Raw genomic sequence first — 24,686 nt, forward strand, 5'->3', positions numbered from 1 at the left:
GATTCAGGACACCAGTCCCAGCGCGCGTTTCACCGGGCCAAAGCTACGCCGATGATGTTCAGTTGCGCCATGTTCAGCCAGCTTTTCCAGATGGAAAGCCGTTGGATATCCCTTGTGCTGGGCGAAACCATACGCGGGATAAGTGAGGTCCAGCGCGGCCATTTCGGCATCGCGCGTCACTTTGGCAATGATTGACGCCGCACTGATTTCTGCGACGCGGCTATCGCCTTTAACAACAGCCATGGAAGGCATCGGCAGCGCCGGGCAACGGTTACCGTCGATCAGCACATACTCAGGCACAATCTTCAGGCCAGCAACGGCACGCTGCATCGCCAGCATGGTGGCGTGCAGAATGTTCAGATCGTCGATCTCATCCGGCTCTGCGCGCCCGAGACTCCAGGCCAGTGCCTTTTCTTTAATTTCATCGAACAGCGCCAGGCGACGCTTTTCACTCAGTTTTTTCGAGTCGTTCAGGCCAACGATCGGGCGGGCTGGATCGAGGATCACCGCCGCGGTCACAACGGCACCCACTAACGGGCCACGACCGACTTCATCCACACCTGCAACGAGGTGGGTATGGGGATAAATAAATTCCATCATTGTGCTAACTCCAGCACCGCATCGGCCGCCTGCTCATCAGCATTACAGCGGATCAGTTGATGCAGTTCACGGAAGGTATCATGCATCTGGTGGCTGGTTTTACCGTTGGCCAGCAGCGGCAGTAATGCATCAGCCAGTGCCTGCGGCTGGCATTCATCCTGCAAGAGCTCTTTCACCAGTTCGCGACCCGCAAGCAGGTTTGGCAGGGATACGTAATCTGTTTTTACCAGACGTTTTGCCAGCCAGAAGGTAAACGGCTTCATGCGATAACCGACCACCATTGGGCATTTTGCCAGCATACACTCCAGCGCAGCCGTGCCGGAAGCCAGCAGTGCGGCATCGCTCGCAAACATGGCTTGCCGCCCTTTCCCGTCCAGCAGGCGGACGTGAAGATCCGGGGCGACGTCAGCTTTGATACGCTCAAACTGCTCGCGGCGTTTGGCATTCACCAGCGGCACGACCACTTCAAGATCGGGGTAAGTCTTGCGAAGAATTTGCGCCGTTTTCAGGAAATCGGCACTGAGCATTTCAACTTCCGCACCCCGGCTCCCTGGCAGCAGCGCCAGACAGTGCACATCATGCGGGATGCCCAGTTCGTCACGCGCCGCGTTTTTATCCGGATCCAGCGGCATGGCATCCGCCATGGTATGACCGATAAAACGGCACGGGACATAAAATCTGTCGTAAAACGCTTTTTCGAAAGGCAGAAAAGCCAGCACCAGATTAGTGGATCGTCCGATTTTGAAAACGCGTTTCTGTCGCCACGCCCACACGGACGGACTGACGTAATGGATAGTTTTGATCCCCTGCTTTTTCAGGTTCCCTTCAAGGGTAATATTGAAATCAGGCGCATCAATGCCGACAAATACATCGGGCTTAAGGTCGGTAAAGCGGCGGGTAAGGTCGGCGCGAATATGCAGCAGGCGACGCAAGCGCCCCAACACCTCGACGATGCCCATCACAGCCAGCTCTTCCATTTCATACCAGGCTTCACAGCCTTCGGCCTGCATCAGCGGCCCAGCCACGCCCACAAAGCGGGCATTGGGTACACGGGCTTTAAGCGCGCGGATAAGACCTGCACCAAGAATATCGCCGGAGGTTTCTCCGGCGACCAGGGCGATGGTAAGCGGACGACTGTCGACCATTAACGAATCAGACCACGGGTTGAACGTTCAAAGAATTCCATGAACGTTTTCACTTCAGGGTGCTTATTCGCCAGCTCGGCAATTTCCGGCTTAGCCTCTTCCAGCGTTTTACCGCTACGGTACAGCAGTTTGTACGCGTTGCGGATGGCAGTAATCGCTTCGCGACTAAAACCACGACGCTTGAGACCTTCGATGTTCACGCCAAACGGCGTGGCATGGTTGCCCTGCGCAATCACAAACGGTGGGACGTCCTGCGCCACACCGGAGCATCCGCCGACCATCACGTGTGCACCAATGATGCAGAACTGATGGACTGCGGTCATGCCGCCAATAATGGCGAAATCATCAACCGATACGTGTCCCGCCAGCGTTGCGTTGTTGGCGAGAATACAGCGGCTACCCACGGTACAGTCGTGCGCAATATGCGCATTAACCATAAACAGGTTGTCGCTGCCCACCTTCGTCAATCCACCGCCTTGCGTTGTACCACGATGAATGGTGACGCTTTCGCGAATGCGGTTACGATCGCCGATTTCCACGCGGGTCGGTTCGCCAGCATACTTGAGATCCTGGTTAACTTCGCCGATGGAGGCGAACTGATAGATCTCATTGTTGCAGCCAATGGTGGTATGACCATTCACGACAACGTGAGATTTCAGTACTGTACCCTCACCAATTTCGACATGGGGTCCAACAATACAAAACGGGCCAATGTGGACGTTGGCACCAATGATGGCACCCGTTTCCACAATGGCGGTAGGATGAATAAAGGCGGATTTATCAATCACGTATCAGGCCTCCCGGCTACGCGCACACATCATTGTCGCTTCGCAAACAACTTTGCCGTCAACCATAGCTACGCCTTTGAAGCGAGTCAGGCCGCGACGCGTTTTTTCAAAAGTGACTTCCATGATCATTTGATCACCAGGCACGACCGGACGCTTGAAGCGCGCTTCATCGATACCCGCGAAGTAATAGAGTTCACCCGGTTCCAGTTTACCTACGCTTTTAAACGCCAGAATACCGGTAGCCTGTGCCATCGCTTCCAGGATCAATACACCCGGGAAGATAGGCTTACCAGGGAAGTGCCCCTGGAAGAACGGCTCGTTAACGGAGACATTTTTCACTGCGCGCAGAAAACGACCTTCTTCAAAATCCAGCACACGGTCTACCAGTAAAAACGGATAGCGGTGCGGCAGAAGTTCTAAAATCTCTTCAATATGCAGAGTATGAGTGTCAGTAGTCAAAATACTCTTCCTGTCAAATGTACTAAGTAGCAATAATAACACGGCCTGCCGGTTTATAAACAAAGCCGACAGGCCGGGAAATTTAGCGTTAAACGGATGAACGCTTAGTCTTGTTGATCGATTTTGCGCTCAATCACTTTGAGTCGCTTGCTCATATCATCAATATTCATCACCAGTGCAGCTGTTTTACGCCAGACCTTGTTCGGTTGCAGCGGAATACCTGAGGAATAAACGCCAGGCTCAGTGATTGGACGCATCACCATACCCATCCCCGTCACCGTGACTTTGTCGCATATTTCCATATGGCCATTGATCACGCTGGCACCGCCAATCATGCAGTAACGGCCAATTTTCAGGCTGCCTGCCATGATAACACCACCCGCAACTGCGGTATTGTCGCCAATCACAACGTTATGTGCAATCTGGCACTGGTTGTCTATGATAACACCGTTACCAATAATGGTGTCGTCAAGCGCACCGCGGTCGATAGTTGTGCAAGCGCCGATCTCCACACGATCGCCGATAATCACGCGACCCAGCTGAGGGATCTTAACCCAGTTACCCCGATCGTTGGCGTAACCAAATCCGTCAGAACCAATCACCGTGCTGGACTGAACGAGACAATTCTCGCCAATCTCAACCTCATGGTAGACAGAGACATTGGCCCACAGACGAGTCCCTGCGCCAATTTTCGTATTTTTTCCAACAAAGCAGCCAGGGCCAATCACCACGTTATCAGCCAAAACAACGCCGGATTCGATAACGGCGTTTGCGCCGACTGATACGTTGTTACCCAGCTGAGCCGTCGGATCAATCGCAGCACTGGCTGCAATGTTCTGTGCCGGCTGCGGCGTGGTATCAAGAATTTGGGCCATGCGCGCATAGGTCAGGTAGGGATTTTTCACTACCAGTGCAGCGCTAGTGGCAAACGGAAGATCGTCCTGCGTCAGCACAACGGCAGACGCCTGGCACTGGGCCAGGTGTTCACGGTACTTAGGGCTTACCATGAAGGTAATAGTGCCTGCTTTAGCAGATTGCATGGACGCAACAGCGGTGATGACGATATCGCCATCACCGTGTAATTCTGCATCCAACTGCTGAGCTAAATCAGCCAGTCGAATTGAAGGCATTACTTATTTAACCTGTTTCAGAACATCAGCGGTGATGTCTTTAACATCGCTGCTGTTGAATGCAACGGCGTTCGCATCAACAACCAGATCGATGCTCTGATCGGCTGCTACTGCTTTAACGGCAGACTGAATACGCGTCACCAGTTTGCCACGCTCTTCGTTAGAACGACGCTGACGATCCTGCTCGAAAGCCTGTGCTTTCTGAGAGAAGGTCTGGCGCTGAGACATGACGTCTTTTTCCAGTTTGCTGCGCTCGCTCGCTTTCATGGTAGAACCATCACGCTGAAGACGCTGCATCTTGGACTGAAGATCACCTTCCATACGTTGCAGTTCGCTCGCACGGCCTTTGAATTCGTTTTCCAGCGTTGCAGAAACACCGGTTTTCTGTGCAACCTGCTGGAACAAATTACCCATGTTGACGATTGCAATTTTATCCGCTGCCTGAGCAGAAGTTGCCATCGCTAAACCGAGACCTGCAGCTAATAACCACTTTTTCACAATTAACTCCTTACCATCCCATTGGCACCCGAGGGGTACCGTTCTTTGCGTGGCAAGGCGACCGTGTTACCGATCGCCGGTTGTCAGCGCTACACTGCCAACGCATTCCATTGCAGCGGATTATTACCAGGTTTTACCAATGTTAAACTGGAACTGCTCCGCTTTGTCTCCATCGTATTTCTTAAACGGCTGGGCGTAAGAGAAGACCAACGGCCCCAGCGGTGACATCCATTGTAATGCGATACCTGCGGACATGCGAATGTTGCTCGGATCGCTGTAGTCCGGAACCCCCGCCGCACGCATCTGTGCGGTGTTCTCCCAGTTGGTGTCCCACACCGTACCTGCATCCATAAAGAAGGAGGTACGCACGGAGTTCGCATACTTATCACTGATAAACGGCGTAGGCGTGATGAACTCGAGGCTCGCCACGGCCATAGCGTTACCACCTACTGCGTCATCAGAGCTACATACTTGCTTAGGATCACGGCTTGCGCAGTTATCTTCGTCATTACCGCCGTAATAAACCGCTTTCGGACCAATGTTATTGGACTGGAAGCCACGCACGGTGCTTGAACCACCGGCGTAGAAGTTTTCATAGAACGGCAGTTCTTTGCTTCCAATACCGTCACCATAACCCCAACGGGTACGACCCAGAACGACCCACTTGTGATCTTCATCAATTGGGAAGTAGGACGCCGTATCCAGCGTGACCTTGTAGAACTCGTTATCCGAGCCCGGGATAGTCACTTTACCGTTCAGGTTGACGCGTGAACCTTCCGTCGGGAAGTAGCCACGGTCAAGACGGTTGTAGGTCCAACCGTAGTTGAAGGTGAAGTCATCCGCGGCGAAACCGTTATCATCGCTGGACGTACTCGCCGACTGACCGATGGAGTCCAGGTAACGCCACATCGCCACCTGCGGTTGCATGTTGGACAGGTCGTTATGCACGTACCCTAAACCTGCGCGCAAGGTGTTGTATTCGTTAACCGGGAAGCCAAGCGTACCATCCAGACCGTAACTCTTGTTGGTATACGAGGAGAGGTCCGCGTCGTCCGCTTTAAAGTCGTTATAGAAGATACGACCGCCCAGGCTTACACCGTCAACGGTGAAGTATGGGTTGGTAACGGAGAACTCAGAGTAGGTCTGGTAGTCGTTTTTCGTCCCGTTGATACCGACAGAGTAGCCCGTACCCAGCCAGTTATCCTGCTGAACACCGACCTGGAAGCTCACGCCACTTTCAGTACCGTAACCAATACCGAAGTTGAAGCTACCGGTATTACGTTCTTTAACTTTATAAACAACATCAACCTGATCCGGACGACCTGGTACACGCTGAGTATCGGTATCGACCGTTTCGAAGTAGCCCAGACGGTTCAGACGCTCTTTACCCTGATCTACCAGATCGCTTCCCAGCCATGCCCCTTCCATCTGGCGCATTTCACGGCGCAGAACGGAGTCTTTAGAGGTATCGTTACCTTCGAAGCGGATCTTACGCACGTAGAAGCGGTTGCCCGCATCAACGTTAACGTGCAGCTTAACGGTTTTATCCGTGTCGTTAATTTCCGGCTGCGTTTGCACACGCGGATACGCATAACCATAACGGCCGAGCAGCTTCTTAATGCTGTCTTCCATTTTGGTGACTTTAGATCCGCTGTACAGATCGCCCGGCTGAATTTTGGTCAGAGATTCAATTTCAGCTGAATGTCCTGCCAGGTTGCCGCTGACTTCAACACCCGAAAGCGTGTACTTATCGCCTTCTGTGATGTTAACGGTAATGTAGATACCTTTCTTGTCCGGAGTCAGACTCACCTGAGTTGAATCGATGTTGAAACGGGCGTAACCGCGATCCAGATAGTAGCTGCGCAGGGTTTCAAGGTCACCCGCCAGTTTCTGTTTCTGGTATTTACGATCGCCTACCACGTTCCACCACGGCACTTCGTCACGCAGCTGGAAGTTGGAGATCAGTTCGTCGGTGCTGAACGCGTGGTTACCCACGATGTTGATCTGCTGGATCTTCGCAGAAACACCTTCCTGGAAGACCAGTTTCAGGTCAACACGGTTACGTGGCAGCGGTGTAACAACCGCTTTAACGCTCGCGCTGTATTTACCGACGCTGTAGTAGAAATCTTCCAGACCTTTTTCAATGTCTGCAAGGGTTGTGCGGTCCAGAGATTCCCCCACACGAACACCCGATGCCTCAAGGTTCTGCTTGAGCATGTCGTCTTTCACCGATTTGTTACCGGAGAAAGTGATGCTGGCAATCGTTGGACGTTCTTTTACCTGAACCACCAGCGTATCACCATCGCGCAGGACGCGGACGTCCTCAAAGTTGCCAGTGGCAAACAGAGCACGGATGGTGTTACTGATATCTTCATCATTAACCGTATCGCCGGGGCGCACAGGCATACTGAGGAGGGCCGCACCAACGGCGACACGCTGAAGGCCTTCGAAATGAATATCTTTCACTACGAACCCGTCAGCACCGTATACGGTCGCGCTGCTAAACAGCAGCGACGCTATGAGCAACTTTTTCATCGCCATCGTTATTATGCGTTCTTCCTAACTAACTCTCTTACAACCGAGAGAAATCATTGAAAAGTGCAAGCCCCATTAACAGCACCAGCAAAATCGAGCCAATGCGATAACTAAAGTCTTGAACTCGCTCGGATACCGGTCCGCCTTTTAGCTTTTCAATCGCTAAAAACAGCAGATGGCCCCCATCTAATACGGGAAGCGGGAACAGGTTGATTATCCCCAGGTTCACGCTAATCAGCGCAAGGAACATGAGATAGTAAATCACCCCGAACTCCGCTGACATCCCAGCCCCCTGAGCAATCGAAATTGGCCCACTGAGGTTGTTCAGTTTCACATCACCGGTTATCAATTTCCCCAACATGTTGACCGTAAGCTTCATCAGCTGCCATGTTTTATCCGTGGCCTCAACGATGGCGCTAAACGGCCCATACTGGCGTATTGTCTTGTACTCATCTGGCAGTGGGATCACTTTCGGCACAACGCCTGCAAACCCTTCCACCTTACCGCCGCCCGATTTGGTATCCGGGGTGAGAGTCAGTGAGAGCGAACTCCCCTGCCTTTCCACTTCCAGCGCGAGCGGCTTGCCTGGATTATCGCGCACCAGAGTAACAAAGGTCATCCATTGTGTTAATGGCTGACCATCGACTTTAACGATCCTGTCACCCGCTTGTAAACCTGCTTTACTCGCTGCCGATTTGGCCTGTACTTCGGCTAATACCGGCTCGATCTGCGCGCCGCGCGGTCGAATCCCGAGTGCGGCGACAGGGTCCTCTTTGTCTGGCTCAAAGCGCCAGTGGCGTAAATCCAGCACTTTTTCCTGCCGCTGGTCGGAACCAAATGGCGATACGCTGACGGTTGTCTGCTCATCACCAATTTTGGCAACCAGTTGTAACCTCACGGCATCCCAATCAGGGGTTTCGATACCATCAATCGCTTTAAGTTCCATTCCCGGTGTAATTTGCGCCGTTGCCGCAATAGAACCCGTGGTGATTTCGCCCACGACCGGGCGCACGCCAGGCACGCCGATGATAAACACCAGCCAGTAGGCGAAGATAGCGAAGATGAAATTGGCTACCGGGCCGGCAGCGATGATGGCAGCACGTTGTCCAACAGTTTTATTGTTAAACGCGCTATGGCGAAGTTCCGGGGCGACAGGCTCAACGCGTTCGTCGAGCATTTTGACATAGCCGCCCAGGGGAATCAGAGCAATGACAAACTCGGTGCCATGCTTATCGGTGCGCTTCCAGAGCGATTTGCCAAAGCCAATCGAGAATCGCTCCACCCGCACACCACAGCGCCGGGCAACCCAGAAATGGCCAAATTCATGCACGGTAATCAGTACACCCAGTGCAACAATGAACGCCGCCAGATTCCAGAGAATGCTCAGCATAAAACCTTCCGTTATATCGTCCCAAACACCAGTAAAAGCAGGCAAGCAAATACGGGAACAGCCGCGGTAAGGCTGTCAATGCGATCCAGTATTCCGCCATGTCCTGGAATCAGGTGACCACTGTCCTTAATCCCTGCTTCACGCTTAAACATACTCTCGGTTAAATCACCCAGCACCGATGCCAGCGCCGCGAAAATCGAACATACCAGCAGCGTCGAGGGGGCAACCTCAAGATTCGCCCAGACGCCATAGCCCCAGGAGATAATCGCTGCCGTAAACAGGCCGCCGATGAAGCCTTGCCAGGTTTTGCCCGGAGAAACCTTTGGCGCCAGTTTATGTTTGCCGAACAGTTTACCAAACATATAGGCCCCGGAGTCAGCCCCCCAGACGAGAATCATCACATAAAGCAGCCATATCGCGCCGCTGTAGTGGTTTTCGTCATAGTGCCAGGCGCGCAACGCAACCATCCCCCAGAAAAACGGAACAATCGTGAGCAGACCAAAAATAAGGCGCAACACTTTAGAGTTACGCCAGATCGCCGCAGAGCCCGGATAGAAAAGCACTAAAACAAGCGCAGCAATCCACCAGGCCAGCGATATCCATAAGGATCCGGCAACCAGCGGCTGGTGAACATCATGATGATATTCAGGCAAGGTATACAGCATCAGGGCCAGTAAAAAACCACAGAGTACCGCCAGCCATACCCGCTGAGTGCGCGAGGTAAAGCCGCTAAGCTGCCCCCATTCCCACGCGGCGAGCATACACACCACCAGCGTAACAATAGCGAATCCCACCGGAGGCAGTAAAAACAGCGCTGCGATGACGACGGGTATTAATACAAAAGCGGAAATCAGGCGATACTTCAGCAAAAGCTACCCCCATCAGGCGTTATCGCCACCAGGCTCGGTGCCGCCGAAACGACGCTCTCGATTGGCAAAGGCATGCAGCGCACCTTCAAAGTCTTGTTCATCAAAATCTGGCCAAAGAACATCCGTAAAGTAAAGTTCGGCGTAGGCAATTTGCCACAGCAAAAAGTTACTTATGCGATGTTCCCCCCCTGTCCTTATAACCAAATCCACGGGTGCCAGTTCATTCATGCAGATTTGCTGACTCAGCGCCTCTTCATCAATCTGGTCGGGTCTTAACAGCCCTTCCTGAACCTGCTCAGCCAAATGCCGAACCCCCTGGATAATATCCCAGCGTCCGCCGTAATTCGCCGCGATATTGAGCGTCAGGCCGGTATTATTTTCCGTCAGCGCTTCTGCTTTGCGAATCCGTTCCTGCAAACGTGAGTTAAAACGACTGGTTTCGCCAATAATACGCAAGCGGACGTTGTGGCGGTGCAGGCTTTTTACTTCACTATCGAGCGCCCACACGAACAGTTCCATCAACGCAGTCACTTCCTGCGCAGGTCGATTCCAGTTCTCACTGCTAAAAGCATAGAGCGTTAACGCATCAATGCCGTTATTGGCGGCAAAAGAGACGGCGCGGCGAACAGATTTCGCCCCAGCTTTATGCCCAAAGGCTCGTATCTTCCCTTGTCTTTTCGCCCAGCGGCCATTGCCATCCATGATGATTGCAACATGGCGACAGCCATGTGCTGGCAAGTTTTCGCTTATTGGTTGATTCGCAGACAACATAACGCGTTTTTAGTCCCTGAAAGGATTTAACGGTACACAGGAATACTGAAGCCTATACATAAAAAAGCCGTGTCAAACCACGGCTTACCTGACCACTTAAAGCCAAATACCTGCGATCAGGTGGCGCAGACTATATCACTGAAGCCCAACGCTAACAAATAGCACGACGACTAGTGCTTGCTTTATCACCAGCCTGCGAGACGTGTCACCTGTTTACGCGCAACAATGCGTGCCTGTTCATCCACGGCCAGCACCTGTTCGACGCTCTGCGGCTCACGCAAATCCATTATCTCCAGCACGGATAAATTCAACGCGGCGATGTCAGTAAAGCGGATCTGCTGATTCAGGAATGCTTCAACGGTCACTTCATTGGCTGCATTAAGCGCCGTTGTCGCCGCCTGCCCCTGATCGAAGGCCGTCATCGCCAGTTTCAGACAGGGATAACGGTCGTAATCAGGCTCGCTAAACGTCAGTGAACTCAGCTTACAAAAATCGAGAGGCTTAACGCCCGATTTTACGCGGTTTGGCCACGCCATCGTATGAGCAATAGGCGTACGCATATCCGGTTCGCCCAGCTGAGCCAGCACGCTGCCGTCCTGATAGCGCACCATCGAGTGAATCACCGACTGCGGGTGGATCAGCACTTCCATCTGTTTCGCCGACGCATTGAACAGCCAGCGAGCTTCAATGTATTCCAGACCTTTGTTCATCATGGTGGCCGAATCGACGGAGATCTTACGCCCCATTGACCAGTTCGGATGACGACACGCCTGATCCGGCGTTATTGCGCTCAATTCAGACAGTGGCGTTTCACGGAACGGGCCACCAGACCCGGTAAGCAGAATCGACACAACGCCATTCTGCTCCAGGTCAGCGTACCCCAGGTTTTGTTGAAAAGGTTGAGGTAAACTCTGAAAAATCGCGTTGTGTTCGCTATCGACCGGCAAAAGACGCGCCCCACGCTGTTTTACCGCTTCCATAAAGAGGCGTCCGCAGGTGACCAGCGACTCTTTGTTCGCAAGCAGGACATCTTTACCCGCATCAATAGCGGCAAGCGTCGGCAGAAGACCCGCCGCCCCGACGATTGCCGCCATGACCTGATCAACGTCATCAAGCGCGGCCATATCGCACGCCGCCTGTTGCCCGCTGAGTACCTCGGTACGGCAGCCCTTCTCCTGCAACAGCGCTTTCACCTGGCGGGCGCTCTCTTCGTCATCCATCACCGCAAAACGGGGGGTAAACTCCAGGCACTGTTCGACCATTCGCTGCACGTTTTTTCCGGCCACAAGCGCGGCCACGGTGTAGCTGTCAGGATTATGACGTACAACGTCGAGAGTGCTGCAACCGATAGAGCCGGTCGAGCCGAGGAGAGTGAGATGCTTCATGAGATGCCCAAAAGTTAGACCAGATAAAAGCAAAACGCCGCCAGCAAGACTCAATGTCCTTCTGAACGGCGTTATCAGTGTACAGCGAAAATCAGAACTGCATCAGTTCCGCTTCTTTTTCTGCCAGCGCCGCATCAATTTTCTTGATGGCCGCGTCGGTCATTTTCTGAATGTCGTCCTGAGAACGACGATCGTCGTCTTCGCTGATCTCTTTTTCTTTCAGCAGGGCTTTCACTTTATCGTTCGCATCGCGACGCACGTTACGTACGGAAACACGACCCTGCTCAGCTTCACCACGAACCACTTTGATCAGGTCTTTACGACGCTCTTCCGTCAGCGGAGGCAGTGGAACGCGAATATCCGCGCCGGCTGAGCTTGGGTTCAGACCCAGGTCAGATGCCATGATTGCTTTTTCAACGGCCGGGCTCATTGAGCGGTCGAACACGTTGATTTTCAGGGTACGGGTATCTTCTACCGTCACGCTCGCCAGCTGACGCAGAGGCGTTGGCGTACCGTAATATTCTACGATGATGCCATCCAGCAGGCTTGGGGAAGCACGGCCAGTACGGATTTTGCTGATTTGGTTTTTGAACGCTTCTACGCATTTTTCCATGCGTACTTCAGCATCTTTTCTGATGTCGTTAATCACGTTACGGATCCTTGAAAACTTGTCTCAGGCAGACTATCCGCCAGCACAGCGCTACAGGTGTGCTAAGTATAGTCGCGTTTAATTCATGACAACGCCAAAGGCGCGCCCAGGTAAGATACCACGTCGAAATAAAGCGGAATCTTACCTGTATTTATCGCCGACGGAAATTATTCCGTGATCAAAGTGCCTTCTTTTTCGCCCATAACAACGCGACGCAGCGCGCCAGGCTTGTTCATGTTGAAGACACGGATCGGTAGTTTGTGGTCACGAGCCAGCGTAAAGGCGGCAAGATCCATCACTTTCAGCTCTTTTTCCAGCACTTCGCTGTAGGTCAGCTGATCGTACATGGTCGCTGAAGGATCTTTTGCCGGGTCGGCAGTAAACACGCCATCTACTTTGGTCGCTTTCAGCACCACATCGGCTTCGATTTCGATACCGCGCAGGCAGGCTGCGGAATCGGTGGTAAAGAACGGGTTACCCGTACCGGCGGAGAGGATCACCACGCGGTTGTTGCGCAGCAGGCTGATGGCCTCTGCCCAGCTGTAGTTATCGCATACGCCATTCAAAGGAATAGCGGACATCAGGCGAGCGTTCACATAGGCGCGATGAAGCGCATCACGCATCGCCAGGCCATTCATCACGGTTGCCAGCATACCCATGTGGTCGCCCACTACGCGGTTCATCCCCGCTTTCGCCAGACCAGCACCACGGAAAAGGTTGCCACCGCCAATGACCACGCCAACCTGAATACCCAGTTCGACCAGTTCTTTGATTTCCTGTGCCATGCGATCAAGGATGCTTGCGTCAATACCGAAGCCTTCCGATCCTTGCAGCGCTTCGCCACTCAGCTTAAGCAGAATGCGTTTGTACACGGGTTTTGCATTGGTAGCCATGTTTCTTTCCTGAGACTGTCAACGATTAAGATGGGGTTAATTCTGGCGACATGATATGTCGCAAATCAGCACAGCGATACTGGAGCCTGTCTGATTTCGTGAGACTGGTGACAAAAAGAAGCCGCCCTCAGGCGGCTCCTTTTCAATCATTAAGACTGCTTGGACATTGCAGCAACTTCTGCTGCGAAGTCAGTCTCAACTTTCTCGATGCCTTCGCCCACTTCGAAGCGGATGAAGCCAGTTACATCAGCGTTGTGCTCTTTCAGCAGCTGAGCAACAGACTTGCTTGGATCCATTACGAAAGGCTGGCCAGTCAGAGAAACTTCGCCGGTGAATTTCTTCATGCGGCCTTCAACCATTTTCTCTGCGATTTCTTTTGGCTTACCAGACTGCATCGCGATGTCCAGCTGAACCTGGTACTCTTTCTCTACCACTTCAGCAGACACGTCTTCTGGCTTAACGAATTCTGGTTTGCTTGCAGCGATGTGCATTGCCAGCTGTTTAACCAGCTCTTCGTCAGCGCCTTTAGCCGCAACCAGAACACCGATACGCGCGCCGTGCTGGTAAGAGCCCAGAACATCGCCTTCCAGGGAAGAAACGCGACGGATGTTGATGTTCTCACCGATTTTAGCAACCAGCGCTACACGCTCTTCTTCGAACTGTGCTTTCAGAACTTCAACGTCAGTGATTTTGCCTGCAACCGCTGCGTCCAGAACTTTGTTAGCAAATGCCTGGAAACCAGCATCTTTAGCAACGAAGTCAGTCTGGCAGTTAACTTCCAGAATGATGCCGTAGTTGCCGTCGATTTTGGTGATGATCACGCCGTCAGCAGCAACGTTGCCTGCTTTCTTAGCTGCTTTGATCGCACCGGATTTACGCATGTTTTCGATTGCCAGCTCGATGTCGCCGTTCGCTTCGGTCAGCGCTTTTTTGCAATCCATCATGCCTGCGCCAGTACGCTCACGCAGCTCTTTTACCAGGGATGCGGTAATTTCAGCCATTCTTAAATCCTCGGGAGATGTGAACTGCCCGGCCGGGAGCCAAACAGTATAAATTGAAAAAAGGGGCCGATAATGGGCCCCTATTCATACACGGTACTAATAAGGGGTAAAACCTTATTATTCAGCTTCTACGAAGCTTTCTTCCGCCTGAGAAGCCAGATCCTGGGAACGGCCTTCACGAACGGTAGCAGCTACAGCGCTCAGGTACAGGCTAACAGCACGGATTGCGTCGTCGTTACCCGGGATAACGAAGTCAACACCGTCCGGATCGGAGTTGGTATCAACGATAGCGAATACCGGGATACCCAGGTTGTTAGCTTCTTTGATTGCGATGTGCTCGTGGTCTGCATCGATTACGAACAGCGCGTCTGGCAGGCCGCCCATATCTTTGATACCGCCCAGGCTGTTTTCCAGCTTGTCCAGTTCACGAGTACGCATCAGCGCTTCTTTCTTAGTCAGCTTATCGAAAGTACCGTCCTGAGACTGGGTTTCCAGATCTTTCAGGCGCTTGATGGACTGACGAACAGTTTTCCAGTTGGTCAGCATGCCGCCCAACCAGCGATGGTTCACGAAGAACTGGTCGCAGCTGTTAGCAGCATCTTTCACAGCTTCGCTTGCAGCGCGCTTAGTACCAACGAACAGAATCTTACCTTTACGGGAAGAGATCTTGTTCAGCTCAGCCAGGGCTTCGTTGAACATTGGTACAGTCTTCTCAAGGTTGATGATGTGAACTTTGTTACGTGCGCCGAAGATGAAAGGCTTCATTTTCGGGTTCCAGTAACGGGTCTGGTGACCGAAGTGAACACCAGCCTTGAGCATGTCGCGCATGGAAACAGTTGCCATGTTTAAAACCTCTATATTGAAAGTTGGGGTTATGCCTCCACGTATCCCATATTACCGACCCCGAAGGGCACCCCGGAATATGTGCCGATACGTGTGTGTTGTTACACAAAGTGAGATTTGTCGCTCCCGTCCAGCCTGTGTATCTGAGATGGATCGGAAGTCCGGCGCGCTTTATATCACAAAACACGGCCAGAAACCAATAATTGTTGGCGGAGTGTGCTGTTAATGATTCTCAATTTGGCACGGGGTGCGCCTGACTGATACCATTGACAACACTTACACTAGTATTGTCGAAAAAATCGACACCGATGGACAGATTACATGGCTATCTCTATTAAGACACCTGAAGAAATTGAAAAGATGCGCGTCGCCGGTCGTCTGGCCGCGGACGTGCTGGAAATGATCGAGCCGTTTGTGAAACCGGGCGTCAGCACTGGCGAACTGGATCGCATCTGTAACGACTATATCGTCAACGAGCAGCACGCGGTCTCCGCCTGCCTTGGCTATCACGGTTTCCCGAAATCCGTCTGCATCTCTATTAATGAAGTGGTTTGCCACGGCATTCCGGATGACGAGAAGCTGCTGAAAGATGGCGACATCGTCAACATCGACGTGACCGTGATTAAAGACGAGTACCACGGCGACACTTCTAAGATGTTCATCGTTGGCAAGCCAACGATTCTGGGCGAGCGTCTGTGCAAAGTGACGCAAGAGAGCCTCTACCTGGCGCTGAAAATGGTGAAGCCGGGCATCCGCCTGCGCACCATCGGCGCCGCAATCCAGAAATTTGTGGAAGCGGAAGGTTTCTCCGTGGTGCGCGAATATTGCGGTCACGGTATTGGTCGTGTGTTCCATGAAGAACCGCAGGTTCTGCACTACGATGCAGACGACGGCGGCGTAGTGCTGCAAAAGGGCATGACCTTCACTATCGAACCAATGGTCAACGCGGGTGATTACCGCATCCGTACCATGAAAGATGGCTGGACGGTAAAAACCAAAGACAGAAGCTTGTCTGCCCAGTACGAGCATACTATTGTGGTTACAGACAACGGCTGCGAAATTATGACGTTGCGCAAGGATGACACCATCCCGGCGATACTGACGAACATTGAGTGATAAGAAGCCGGCGAATGCCGGCTTTTTTAATGGCGATAGCTTTTTCTTATGGGTGGCGCACGATGAGTAATCTCTTACCCGAACAGTATGCTAATACAGCACTTCCCACCCTCCCCGACCAGCCTGATAACCCGGGCGTCTGGCCACCGCATGAGCTGACCTGCGCGCATATCAAAGCCCACATGGAGGTTTTCCATCGCTGGCTGGGTAACGCATTTGACGTAGGCATTTCGGCCGAACAGCTCATTGAAGCGCGCACCGAATTTATCGACCAGCTCCTGCAACGTCTGTGGATCGACTACGGTTTCGGACAGGTGAGCGACGTCGCGCTGGTTGCGGTCGGCGGCTATGGCCGGGGTGAACTGCATCCACTCTCTGATATCGACCTGCTGATCTTAAGCCGTAAAAAACTGCCGGACGATCGGGCGCAGAAAATCGGTGAACTGTTGACCCTGCTCTGGGACGTAAAGCTGGAAGTGGGCCACAGCGTACGCACGCTGGAAGAGTGTCTGCTGGAAGGGTTATCTGACCTGACCGTCGCCACCAACCTGATTGAAACCCGCCTGCTGATTGGCGACGTTGCGCTGTTCCTCGAACTGCAAAAGCACATCTTTAGCGACGGCTTCTGGCCTTCGGAAAAATTCTTCGCCGCGAAAGTCGAAGAACAAAACCAGCGCCACCAGCGCTATCACGGTACCAGCTATAATCTCGAACCGGATATTAAAAGCAGCCCCGGTGGCCTGCGCGATATCCACACGCTGCAATGGGTCGCCCGTCGCCATTTTGGAGCAACATCGCTGGACGAAATGGTCGGGTTTGGTTTTCTGACCGAAGCCGAACGTAACGAACTCAATGAATGTCTGCATCTGCTGTGGCGCATCCGTTTTGCCCTGCACCTGGAAGTCACCCGCTACGATAACCGCCTGCTGTTTGACCGACAGCTCAGCGTGGCGCAGCGCCTGAATTACCAGGGCGAGGGCAACGAGCCGGTCGAGCAAATGATGAAGGATTTCTTCCGCGTCACCCGCCGCGTCTCTGAGCTAAACCAGATGCTGTTACAGCTGTTCGATGAGGCGATCCTCGCGCTGACGGCAGACGAAAAACCGCGTCCGATTGATGACGAATTTCAGCTGCGCGGCACGCTTATCGATCTGCGCGACGAAACGCTGTTCATCCGCGAACCGGAAGCGATCCTGCGAATGTTCTACACCATGGTGCGCAACAGCACGATCACCGGGATCTACTCCACCACCCTGCGTCATCTGCGCCATGCACGACGCCATCTGAAGCAGCCGCTGTGTTACATCCCGGAGGCGCGCTCGCTGTTCCTGAGCATGCTTCGTCATCCGGGCGCCGTCAGCCGCGGTCTGCTGCCGATGCACCGTCACAGCGTATTGTGGGCCTATATGCCCCAGTGGTCGCATATTGTCGGGCAGATGCAGTTCGACCTGTTTCACGCCTATACGGTAGATGAGCACACGATCCGCGTCATGCTGAAGCTGGAAAGCTTCGCTAAAGAAGAGACGCGCTCCCGCCATCCGCTGTGCGTTGATCTGTGGCCACGTCTGGCGCACCCGGAGCTGATCCTGATCGCCGCCCTGTTCCATGATATCGCCAAAGGTCGCGGCGGCGACCACTCCGTGCTCGGTGCCCAGGACGTGCTGAAATTTGCCGAGCTGCACGGCCTGAACTCGCGTGAAACGCAGCTTATCGCCTGGCTGGTTCGCCATCATCTGCTGATGTCAGTTACCGCTCAGCGTCGTGATATTCAGGATCCGGAAGTGATCAAGCAGTTCGCCGAGGAAGTGCAAACGGAGAACCGCCTGCGCTACCTGGTCTGCCTGACGGTAGCCGATATCTGCGCCACCAACGAAACCCTGTGGAACAGCTGGAAGCAGAGCCTGCTGCGCGAACTCTACTTCGCCACCGAAAAACAGCTGCGTCGCGGGATGCAGAACACCCCCGACATGCGTGAGCGTGTGCGCCACCATCAGTTGCAGGCGCTGGCTCTGCTGCGCATGGATAACATCAACGAAGAGGCGCTGCATCAGATTTGGGCGCGCTGTCGCGCCAACTACTTTGTGCGCCACAGCCCAAACCAGCTTGCCTGGCACGCCCGGCATCTGCTGAAGCACGACCTGACAAAACCGATGATTCTGCTCAGCCCGCAGGCCACGCGCGGCGGGACGGAAATTTTCATCTGGAGTCCGGACCGGCCTTATTTGTTTGCAGCGGTCTGTGCCGAGCTGGACAGGCGTAACCTGAGCGTGCACGACGCGCAGATTTTTACCACCCGCGACGGCATGGCGATGGACACCTTTATTGTGCTGGAGCCGGACGGCAGCCCGCTGTCGTCGGACAGGCATGAGGGGATACGCTTTGGCCTCGAGCAGGCGATTACGCAGCGCAGCTGGCAACCTCCGCAGCCGCGTCGTCAGGCGGCAAAACTGCGCCACTTTACCGTCGATACCGAGGTCAATTTCCTGCCGACCCATACCGACCGTAAATCGTTCCTTGAGCTGATTGCGCTCGACCAGCCAGGGCTGCTAGCCCGCGTCGGTCAGGTTTTTGCCGATCTGGGAATTTCGCTTCACGGCGCCCGAATTACAACCATTGGCGAACGAGTAGAAGATTTATTTATAATCGCGACGGCCGACCGGCGTGCCCTTAATAATGACCTGCAACTTGAAGTGCAACAACGGTTGACAGCAGCCCTCAATCCAAACGATAAAGGGTGACGTGTTTTTTAGTGAAATGGAAAGAGTAAACAATGCAGCAGTTACAGAACGTTATTGAGTCCGCTTTTGAGCGTCGCGCCGACATCACTCCGGCAAATGTGGATACCGTGACCCGTGAAGCGGTAAACCAGGTTATTTCCCTGCTGGATTCCGGCGCGCTGCGCGTGGCAGAAAAAATCGACGGTCAGTGGGTTACTCATCAATGGCTGAAGAAAGCTGTGCTGCTCTCTTTCCGTATCAACGATAACCAGGTTATCGACGGAGCAGAAAGCCGCTACTTCGATAAAGTGCCAATGAAATTTGCGGATTACGACGAAGCGCGCTTCCAGAAAGAGGGCTTCCGCGTAGTACCACCCGCGGCCGTTCGTCAGGGTGCCTTCATCGCACGCAACACCGTGCTGATGCCATCCTACGTGAACATCGGCGCCTACGTTGACGAAGGCACCATGGTGGACACCTGGGCTACCGTCGGCTCCTGCGCGCAGATCGGTAAAAACGTTCACCTGTCCGGCGGTGTGGGCATCGGTGGCGTTCTAGAGCCACTTCAGGCTAACCCAACCATCATCGAAGACAACTGCTTCATCGGCGCACGTTCCGAAGTGGTTGAAGGCGTGATCGTCGAAGAAGGTTCTGTGATCTCCATGGGCGTTTATATTGGCCAGAGCACCCGTATTTACGATCGCGAAACCGGTGAAATTCACTACGGCCGCGTTCCAGCTGGTTCCGTTGTGGTTTCCGGCAACCTGCCGTCTAAAGATGGCAAATACAGCCTGTATTGCGCGGTCATCGTGAAAAAAGTGGACGCGAAAACGCGCGGTAAAGTGGGCATCAATGAACTGCTGCGCACCATCGATTAATCGGGTATAACAAAAAGCGGGGGCAACCCCGCTTTTTTTATATCCGAAGGTGGCGAAAATAGATTTTTTCGTTAATTATTCATAGGTTATGTTGAGATCAAGGGTACCGCTATGTACGATAATCTGAAAAGTCTGGGCATTACCAATCCTGATGAAATTGATCGTTATAGTCTCCGCCAGGAAGCCAATAACGATATTTTGAAAATCTATTTTCACAAGGACAAAGGAGAGTTCTTCGCCAAAAGCGTGAAGTTTAAATACCCTCGCCAGCGTAAGACCGTTGTCGCTGACGGTATCGGTCAGGGATATAAAGAAGTACAGGAAATCAGCCCTAACCTGCGCTACGTGATCGACGAACTCGATCAAATCTGCCAGCGCGATCGCAGCGAAGTCGATCTGAAACGTAAGATCCTTGACGACCTGCGTCACCTGGAAAGCGTTGTCACCAATAAGATCAGCGAGATTGAAGCGGATCTTGAGAAATTGACGCGTAACAAATGAGCCGTTTTATTGCCCGGTGGCGCTTCGCTTACCGGGCCTACGAACGCATGTAGGCCGGGTAAGGCGAAGCCGCCACCCGGCAAACAGCATCATCTCTGTTCATCCAGCTGCAACGCCACATACAGCAATAGCCGGTCGTCAAAATTCCCTAAATCCAGCCCCGTCAGTTCCGAGATCCGGTTTAGCCTATACTCCAGCGTATTACGGTGAATAAACAGCGCTTTTGACGTTGCCAGCGGCTGCACGTTATGCCGGAACCACGCCTGCAACGTGCGGCGCAGCAGCCCGTTGTTGTCCATCGCTTTCAGACGCACCAGCGGACGCGCCAGCTCGTTGGCCTGCCAGCCGCCGCGCAGGCTGTCGAGCAGGACCGGCAGCATCAGATCCTGATAGAAATAACTGCGGCTCTCCGGCATGCGCTGTTTACCCACCATCATGGTGGTGCGCGCCGTTCGCCATGAACGAGCGATGCTTCCCGGCCCGGTAAAGTAATTTCCCAGCGCGACGCGAAAACGGAGCTGTCCGTTCTCCTTCATGCGCTCGATGAGCAGCTCAACGCGGCGACGATGATCTTCCGCGTCCCAGCGACCAAACTGATTAAGCGCAGGCTTGAGCACCACCATTTCCGTCAAAGAGACAATCGCCACCAGGTTGTTACGCTCCGGCGTCGCCAGCATGTTTTGCAGCTGCTGTAGCTCCACCATGGCGCTGTCCACACCAAGCTGGCCGCTATCCACCTCAATAACGGCGACCACGCGCGGCTGATTCAGGTCGATACCCAGACGCTGCGCCCATTCGCTCAGGGCAGGCGTGTGCTCCTCAGCCTGAATCAAATTCATCACCAGCTCTTCACGCAGGCGGCTGTCCTGGGCGAGCAGATGCATCAGACGCGACTGCTCCAGCATCATCTCCGCCGTCATGCAGACCAGCTCACCGTATTTACGCAGCGATTCAGGGTCGCCAGTCAGACCGATAACGCCAACAATCTCTCCTTCCAGACGCAGCGGCAGGTTGATCCCCTGACGGACCCCGTGCAGATGTTTCGCCACGGCGTCATCGATATCGACCACGCGCCCCTGAGAAAGCACCAGCAACGCCCCTTCGTGCAATTCCCCAATACGCTCACGATCGCCACTGCCGATAATGCGCCCACGGGCATCCATTACGTTGATATTGGTATCGATGATGCGCATGGTTCGCGCCACGATATCCTGCGCCATTTTGGTATCAAGATGCCAGCCAGCCATATAACCCTCCCGTGAGCAGAGCTCAAGCATAGGGAAGTTCAGCTAAGGCTGCATTGTGCAGATGCCCAAAGGCAGAGAGAGATGTATGGAGTTGTGGGAAAGGTCACAGAAAAGAGAAAGCCCCTGCGAACAGGGGCTTAAGAAGATTATTGCATCAGGAGATAAATAGAGGTATCACCACGCTGAATATTCAGTGCCAGCACAGAAGGCTTGCTGTCGAGAATTTTGCGCAGTTCAGCGATGTTTTTCACCGGCTGCTGGTTAGCGCCCATGATCACATCACCTTTTTTCAGGCCGATACGGGCAGCAGGTGAGTTCGCTTTCACGTTGTTCACCACCACGCCTTTATCTGCCCCTTTGTTGCTCATCTCGGCACCTTCAATACCGCTGAAGATGGTACTGGAATCGACCTGATTCTGACTGCTTTGTTGCAGTTCCAGGCTCACGTTAACCGGCTTACCTTCACGCAGCAGGCCGAGGGTCACTTTACTGCCGATTGGCATAGAACCCACTTCCGCACGCAGGGCGGCAAAGCTGCTGATCGGCTTACCGTTCAGAGAGGTGATGACGTCACCCGCTTTAATGCCGGCTTTCGCCGCCGAAGAGTTCGGCATGACCTGGCTTACGAATGCGCCGCGCTGAGCGTCCACTTTCATCGCTTTCGCCAGCTCGGAGTTCAGTTCGGTACCCATGATACCCAGCTCACCGCGTTTCACCTGTCCATATTGCACCATCTGCGCAGTCAGGTTTTTCACCATGTTGCTCGGGATAGCAAAGCCGATACCGATGTTGCCACCATCCGGTGCCAGGATAGCGGTGTTGATACCGATCAGCTCACCGTTCAGGTTAACCAGCGCACCGCCGGAGTTACCGCGGTTAATGGCCGCATCCGTCTGGATGAAGTTTTCATAGTTTTCCGCGTTCAGGCCGCTACGTCCCAGCGCAGAGACGATACCCGAGGTCACGGTTTCACCCAGACCAAATGGGTTACCGATGGCGACGGTGTAGTCACCCACGCGCAGCGCGTCAGAGTCGGCAAGCTTAATCGCCGTCAGGTTCTTCGGATCCTGAATCTGAATCAGCGCGATATCAGAGCGCGGATCTTTACCGACCACTTTGGCATCGAATTTACGGCCATCGCTCATCTGCACCTTAATGGTGTTAGCATTATCTACCACGTGGTTATTGGTCACCACGTAGCCTTTCGCTGCATCAATAATGACGCCCGAGCCAAGTGCCATGAATTTCTGCTGCTGGCCGCCGCCCTGACCGTCATCCCCTGCGCCGCCGCCCTGACAGAACGGAGAACTCTGGAATGGCGAGCCGTCCTGGCAGAATGGCGAATTATCGCCGAAGAACTGCTGGAAATTACGCGGCATACGCGGCGTATTGACGGTCGTGCTGCCCTCAACGTTAATACTCACCACCGATGGCATCACTTTTTCGAGCATCGGGGCCAGGCTTGGCATCTGCTGCGCAGTCGCTGCCGAGGAAGCAGTCTCGGCCGCCATCGCCAGAGGGGACAGCGCTAAACCTAAACTCAGAGCCAGTGCACTCATTGCTAATGTGGTTTTTTTCATGTTTCTCAATCTCGATTTACCAGATAACGCAAAATTGCTGTGTAACTCAGATTCGTTTTATACCGCTTAGTTCCGGGATTAAGTTTATGGAAAAAGTAAAAATTTATTGGTCGTCTTTACAAAACTCATGGCTTATTCAACGGCCATAAGCTTGCGGTATTCATCCCAGGCATACAAATCTGTCATCCCGCTGATATAGTCCTGGATAAGACGACAGCGATAATAATATTCCATGACTGGCCATTGGGAAGAATGGCGATCTATTTTACTGACGGCTTCAATGTATGCCAGCCGGTGGCGGGTTGAAAGCTTCTGATAGAGACGAGATTCAATCGGCAGGCGGCGAACACGTTCATTATTTGCCAGCTCACTGAACTCATCGACCGTCAGCTGGAGCAGCGGGCCATAAATCTCCAGCAACCCGCTGATAACCCGGTATCCTTGCAGCTCCAGCTGCTCGACATCCGGGTGGCTGAAAACATGGCGAACAGCCACGTTTTTATATAATTCAAGAAGCTGACTAAAACTGCTCTCATCTTCCAGCAGGGCGTGATTAAATTCCCCGCTAAATATCATCGGCAAATTATCAATGAAACGGGCGGCCGCATACGGCACCAGTTTATTCAGCGTGTTCACCCGCAAATACATAAAGAACTGATCTTCGGTACTGCGGCTCAGCGAATTTGAACGCGATTTATCCCAGGCATTCTCGACGACCTGCGCAAACAGAGAACCTTTTTCATGCTCTCCCCAGGCATCATGAAGATGCTGATACAGCTCCTCGACGCTGAATATTCTTTTTTCCACCGCGTCTTCCAGATCGGCCACGCAATAAGAAATGTCATCAGCCGCTTCCATAATCCATGTCAATGGAAAACGGCCATTAGGGGTCAGAGACAGTTCTTTACGCAACCGCGCGATGTATGCTTCTTCCGATAAGTAATAGCCCGGTTTTTTCATCAGGTAGCTATGCGTGGCGGGCGTTTCTCCGGTCCACCATGCGGGACGCGTGTATTTAAGAATACAGCCCACCTGGGCCCAGGTCAGATTCATCCGCATCAGGGAGTGCACCAGACGGATCCCCTGCGCGTTACCTTCGAAATGACACAGATCCTGGCGCACCTTACGGCGCAGATCGTTCAGGCTATCTTCGCCTTCACGCAGGCATAAATCGCGTACCACACAGCGGTCATCGCTGAGCGGCTGGCTTATGGCGTCAGAGGGAAAAAGCCGCTGTTTAAACCAGTCATTGATGGCGGCCTCGCCGAAATGACCAAAGGGAGGATTGCCGATATCGTGCATCAGGCAGGCCATCTCAACGATGCTTTCGAACGGCCCGGTCAGTTCATCCAGTCCGTAGGTTTCCAGCAGACGTTGCTCTTTAAGGCGACTGAGGATCTCTTTCGCAATGTAGCGCCCCACCTGCTGCACTTCCATGGAGTGCGTTAACCGCGTACGCACCGCGGCGTTACGCTCCAGCGGGAACACCTGGGTTTTTTGCTGTAACCGACGGATAGCGGGCGAGTTGATGATGCGTCCGCGATCGCTTTCGAAAATGCGCAGGATCTCATGTTCGCTCTTATCGCCCTGTGGCGAACGGAAACGTCGGTGCCAGTTAATTTTGGTGCGAAAATCGATTGGTGCCATGTGCTCCCCCGCGTGAGAATGCGTTTCCCCTTAACCGCATGATA

General features: G+C 53.4%; 22 protein-coding genes. 4 read left to right on the plus strand and 18 right to left on the minus strand.

Translation table 11 applies throughout. From position 1 onward, the window contains the following. Positions 1-3 precede the first annotated feature (3 nt). The 15 genes from rnhB to rpsB form a co-directional block, all read right to left on the minus strand. Positions 4-600 (minus strand): ribonuclease HII, encoded by a 597-nt coding sequence (rnhB, locus tag ACOTYH_RS12290; RefSeq protein ID WP_015572727.1) that lies wholly within the window; start codon positions 598-600, stop codon positions 4-6. Then, a complete protein-coding gene (gene lpxB, locus ACOTYH_RS12295) occupies positions 597-1,745 on the minus strand; it encodes a lipid-A-disaccharide synthase (RefSeq protein ID WP_421637768.1) in 1,149 nt (382 codons plus the stop codon). The genes rnhB and lpxB overlap by 4 nt, the downstream gene beginning before the upstream one ends. After that, on the minus strand, positions 1,745-2,533 hold the full coding sequence (gene lpxA, locus ACOTYH_RS12300) for an acyl-ACP--UDP-N-acetylglucosamine O-acyltransferase (protein ID WP_003856164.1): 789 nt from the start codon (positions 2,531-2,533) through the stop codon (positions 1,745-1,747). The genes lpxB and lpxA overlap by 1 nt, the downstream gene beginning before the upstream one ends. Before the next feature lie 3 nt (positions 2,534-2,536). Next, positions 2,537-2,992: a 3-hydroxyacyl-ACP dehydratase FabZ gene (gene fabZ, locus ACOTYH_RS12305; protein WP_003856165.1), complete on the minus strand. Its 456-nt coding sequence runs from the start codon at positions 2,990-2,992 to the stop codon at positions 2,537-2,539. Between the two features lie 104 nt (positions 2,993-3,096). Beyond that, complete coding sequence (gene lpxD, locus ACOTYH_RS12310) at positions 3,097-4,122, minus strand: UDP-3-O-(3-hydroxymyristoyl)glucosamine N-acyltransferase (RefSeq protein ID WP_109937696.1); 1,026 nt, start codon at positions 4,120-4,122, stop codon at positions 3,097-3,099. 3 nt (positions 4,123-4,125) lie between these two features. Continuing rightward, positions 4,126-4,620 (minus strand): molecular chaperone Skp, encoded by a 495-nt coding sequence (skp, locus tag ACOTYH_RS12315; RefSeq protein ID WP_006810039.1) that lies wholly within the window; start codon positions 4,618-4,620, stop codon positions 4,126-4,128. Positions 4,621-4,743: 123 nt separating this feature from the next. Then, positions 4,744-7,161, minus strand: coding sequence for an outer membrane protein assembly factor BamA (gene bamA, locus ACOTYH_RS12320; protein WP_003856172.1), 2,418 nt, complete (start codon positions 7,159-7,161; stop codon positions 4,744-4,746). Between the two features lie 31 nt (positions 7,162-7,192). After that, on the minus strand, positions 7,193-8,545 hold the full coding sequence (gene rseP, locus ACOTYH_RS12325; RefSeq protein WP_058700299.1) for a sigma E protease regulator RseP: 1,353 nt from the start codon (positions 8,543-8,545) through the stop codon (positions 7,193-7,195). A gap of 11 nt (positions 8,546-8,556) precedes the next feature. Further along, positions 8,557-9,414, minus strand: coding sequence for a phosphatidate cytidylyltransferase (cdsA, locus tag ACOTYH_RS12330; protein ID WP_003856175.1), 858 nt, complete (start codon positions 9,412-9,414; stop codon positions 8,557-8,559). A gap of 12 nt (positions 9,415-9,426) precedes the next feature. Continuing rightward, the gene (ispU, locus tag ACOTYH_RS12335; protein ID WP_003856176.1) at positions 9,427-10,185 is read right to left on the minus strand and encodes a (2E,6E)-farnesyl-diphosphate-specific ditrans,polycis-undecaprenyl-diphosphate synthase; all 759 of its coding nucleotides are present in this window, start codon (positions 10,183-10,185) and stop codon (positions 9,427-9,429) included. 185 nt (positions 10,186-10,370) lie between these two features. Beyond that, entirely contained in the window at positions 10,371-11,570 is a 1,200-nt protein-coding gene (ispC, locus tag ACOTYH_RS12340; protein WP_421637769.1) for a 1-deoxy-D-xylulose-5-phosphate reductoisomerase, read from the minus strand. A gap of 91 nt (positions 11,571-11,661) precedes the next feature. Beyond that, positions 11,662-12,219 (minus strand): ribosome recycling factor, encoded by a 558-nt coding sequence (gene frr / locus ACOTYH_RS12345; protein ID WP_017383739.1) that lies wholly within the window; start codon positions 12,217-12,219, stop codon positions 11,662-11,664. 167 nt (positions 12,220-12,386) lie between these two features. Further along, entirely contained in the window at positions 12,387-13,112 is a 726-nt protein-coding gene (gene pyrH, locus ACOTYH_RS12350) for a UMP kinase (protein WP_002889306.1), read from the minus strand. Positions 13,113-13,261: 149 nt separating this feature from the next. Further along, the gene (gene tsf / locus ACOTYH_RS12355; protein WP_015572722.1) at positions 13,262-14,113 is read right to left on the minus strand and encodes a translation elongation factor Ts; all 852 of its coding nucleotides are present in this window, start codon (positions 14,111-14,113) and stop codon (positions 13,262-13,264) included. A gap of 117 nt (positions 14,114-14,230) precedes the next feature. Further along, positions 14,231-14,956 carry a 30S ribosomal protein S2 gene (rpsB, locus tag ACOTYH_RS12360; protein WP_003856207.1) on the minus strand — a complete coding sequence of 242 codons (726 nt, stop codon included), beginning with the start codon at positions 14,954-14,956 and terminating at the stop codon, positions 14,231-14,233. 321 nt (positions 14,957-15,277) lie between these two features. On the opposite strand from rpsB, the gene map reads away from it, so the two are divergent. The 4 genes from map (at position 15,278) to ACOTYH_RS12380 (ending at position 20,168) form a co-directional block, all read left to right on the plus strand. Then, complete coding sequence (gene map / locus ACOTYH_RS12365; protein ID WP_015572721.1) at positions 15,278-16,072, plus strand: type I methionyl aminopeptidase; 795 nt, start codon at positions 15,278-15,280, stop codon at positions 16,070-16,072. A 62-nt stretch (positions 16,073-16,134) separates the two neighbouring features. Beyond that, a complete protein-coding gene (gene glnD, locus ACOTYH_RS12370) occupies positions 16,135-18,810 on the plus strand; it encodes a bifunctional uridylyltransferase/uridylyl-removing protein GlnD (protein ID WP_045344487.1) in 2,676 nt (891 codons plus the stop codon). Between the two features lie 32 nt (positions 18,811-18,842). Beyond that, positions 18,843-19,667, plus strand: coding sequence for a 2,3,4,5-tetrahydropyridine-2,6-dicarboxylate N-succinyltransferase (gene dapD / locus ACOTYH_RS12375; protein WP_003856214.1), 825 nt, complete (start codon positions 18,843-18,845; stop codon positions 19,665-19,667). A 111-nt stretch (positions 19,668-19,778) separates the two neighbouring features. Then, on the plus strand, positions 19,779-20,168 hold the full coding sequence (locus tag ACOTYH_RS12380; RefSeq protein WP_015572719.1) for a DUF3461 family protein: 390 nt from the start codon (positions 19,779-19,781) through the stop codon (positions 20,166-20,168). Between the two features lie 89 nt (positions 20,169-20,257). Here ACOTYH_RS12380 and ACOTYH_RS12385 read toward each other — a convergent pair whose 3' ends face one another. The 3 genes from ACOTYH_RS12385 to dgt all read right to left on the minus strand — a co-directional run bounded on the left by ACOTYH_RS12385 (position 20,258) and on the right by dgt (position 24,642). Continuing rightward, complete coding sequence (locus ACOTYH_RS12385) at positions 20,258-21,415, minus strand: CdaR family transcriptional regulator (protein WP_003856217.1); 1,158 nt, start codon at positions 21,413-21,415, stop codon at positions 20,258-20,260. 146 nt (positions 21,416-21,561) lie between these two features. Then, positions 21,562-22,995, minus strand: a complete 1,434-nt coding sequence (gene degP, locus ACOTYH_RS12390) for a serine endoprotease DegP (RefSeq protein ID WP_015572718.1) — start codon at positions 22,993-22,995, stop codon at positions 21,562-21,564. 132 nt (positions 22,996-23,127) lie between these two features. After that, entirely contained in the window at positions 23,128-24,642 is a 1,515-nt protein-coding gene (gene dgt / locus ACOTYH_RS12395) for a dGTPase (RefSeq protein WP_015572717.1), read from the minus strand. Between the last annotated feature and the right edge of the window lie 44 nt (positions 24,643-24,686).

The organism is Enterobacter cloacae complex sp. SHL001, from assembly GCF_049236825.1.
Taxonomy (GTDB): Bacteria; Pseudomonadota; Gammaproteobacteria; order Enterobacterales; family Enterobacteriaceae; genus Enterobacter; species Enterobacter hormaechei_C.